This window comes from Ruegeria sp. HKCCD8929 (genome assembly GCF_013031405.1).
Classification (GTDB): Bacteria; Pseudomonadota; Alphaproteobacteria; order Rhodobacterales; family Rhodobacteraceae; genus Ruegeria.
Window position 1 is genome coordinate 1 of sequence record NZ_WPZY01000123.1, and the last position, 1,713, is coordinate 1,713.

Sequence of the window (1,713 nt, forward strand, 5' to 3'; positions counted from 1 at the left end):
TTCCGTCAATTTGCAGAGCTCGCTGGATAATTACACCCAATCAGAGCGTTAGCTTTGATCAACGCCAAAGTTTGCGACAGATCCCGGTCTGATCCTAGTTGATCCGCTTGAGCAGGTCTTCCAGCAGATGTTTAAGCTGTTGCGTTTCATCCTGCCCATAGCTGTTTTCGACCCCGGCCTGATGCGAGGTGACGCGGGCGTGCTGTTCGCGGTACAGCGCCTTGCCCTGATCCGACAGGAAAATCCGCACCTTGCGCCGATCCTGCGGATCCGGCACGCGATAGGCGAGCCCTTCCATCACAAGCTTGTCGACAATCTTGGTCATGGTCGGGCGGTTCAGCGTGACGGCATCGGCCAGCGCGCGCATCGTCATACCTCCGGTTTCGTGCAGCACGCGCAGGATCCGCCATTGGTCCAGCGGCACACCTTGGGCATTCAGCGCTCGGCCCAGACGCCGGTTCGCCTGAGCAAGCAGATGCGCCAGATAATCGTTGATGCTGTCATCCTGTTTCATGGGTCTAGTATCGGGGTCATTACTTCATTTTTCAACTATTTCATTTTTTTCAAATAGACGTTAAGCTTTGGTATTGGCAAGCCATATATCCGTCATCCGGCGCCAATAAATTTGTGTGCGAGGCTTCAGGAGCATCGAAACATGATGAGCGAACAGCCTTTGGAAGCCTTGCAGTCGGGCGCCTGCTCGTTTGGATCCGTGGGGTTCGGCCTTGACCAGGATCCGCCGATCCTTCCAAAGCGAAAAGACGGCAAGGCACGGATTGGGCTGCTTGTGCCATTTTCCGGAACCGATGCGATCTGGGGGCCGTCCTGCCAATATGGCGCGGTTCTGGCGGCCGCGCATGTCAATGCCTCGGGCGGCTTGTTGGGCCGCGAAATTGAACTGTTCGCCGCCGATGCCGGGGGCGCACCCGCCGATGTGATGCCGCGAGTGGCTGACCTTGTGGACCGGCACCAGGTCGACGCGCTCGTGGGAGTGCACCTGTCCAGTGTGCGTGTTGCGGTGCGCGATTGGTTCTCGGCCAGAGTGCCTTATGTTTTTGCGCCCCAATATGAAGGCGGGGAAAGTTCCGCCGGGGTCGCGACCATCGGCGAAACCCCGAAAGAGCAATATGGCGACGCGGTCTCCTGGATGATCCGCCATATGCGCGCGAAACGCTGGCATTTGCTGGGCAATGATTACGTCTGGCCGCGGCAGACGCATAAGGTTTTGAAAAAAATGATAAAAGACGCAGGCGGCGAGGTTGTGGGCGAAAACTACCTGCCGCTGTCCTGCGATGAACACACGACCACAATAGATGCGATCAACAAGGCGCGCCCCGATATCGTGTTCCAGTCGCTTGTTGGCGCGGATTCGATCACCTTCAACCGAATGTTCGCCGAAGCGGGCCTCAGCGACCGTATTATCCGGCTGTCCGGTGCGATCGAGGAAAACACCCTGATGGGCATTTCCGAAGACGCCGCTCAGAACCTCTATTGCGTCTCTGGCTATTTCAACAGTCTGCGCACCGAAGGGAACCGGTCATTTCTGCATGAATATCGGCAGGCATTTGGCGACACCGCGCCAATTCAGGGCTCGCTCAGCCAGTCGTGCTATGAGAGCATTCTTGCGCTCAGGTCGCTGGCGGAGAAGGCACAGAGCCTAAAGCCTCCCGCCATTAACCTGAGACATAGCCGGCAGCCTTGAAGTAGTTCCAG

Annotated in this window: 2 protein-coding genes; one reads left to right on the forward strand and one right to left on the reverse strand. The window is 57.3% G+C overall.

The window, feature by feature from the left end; genetic code table 11:
* Nucleotides 1-94: 94 nt before the first annotated feature.
* Complete coding sequence (locus GOX53_RS29310) at nucleotides 95-514, reverse strand: MarR family winged helix-turn-helix transcriptional regulator (protein WP_171182402.1); 420 nt, start codon at nucleotides 512-514, stop codon at nucleotides 95-97.
* 141 nt (nucleotides 515-655) lie between these two features.
* Here GOX53_RS29310 and GOX53_RS29315 point away from each other — a divergent pair, with 141 nt between their 5' ends.
* Nucleotides 656-1,702, forward strand: coding sequence for a substrate-binding domain-containing protein (locus GOX53_RS29315; RefSeq protein ID WP_171182403.1), 1,047 nt, complete (start codon nucleotides 656-658; stop codon nucleotides 1,700-1,702).
* The last annotated feature ends 11 nt before the right edge of the window (nucleotides 1,703-1,713 follow it).

Coding starts and splice junctions, on each gene's coding strand:
- GOX53_RS29315 (WP_171182403.1), top strand. CDS start 656: ATGATGAGCGAACAGCCTTTGGAAGCCTTGCAGTCGGGCGCCTGCTCG.
- GOX53_RS29310 (WP_171182402.1), bottom strand. CDS start 514: ATGAAACAGGATGACAGCATCAACGATTATCTGGCGCATCTGCTTGCT.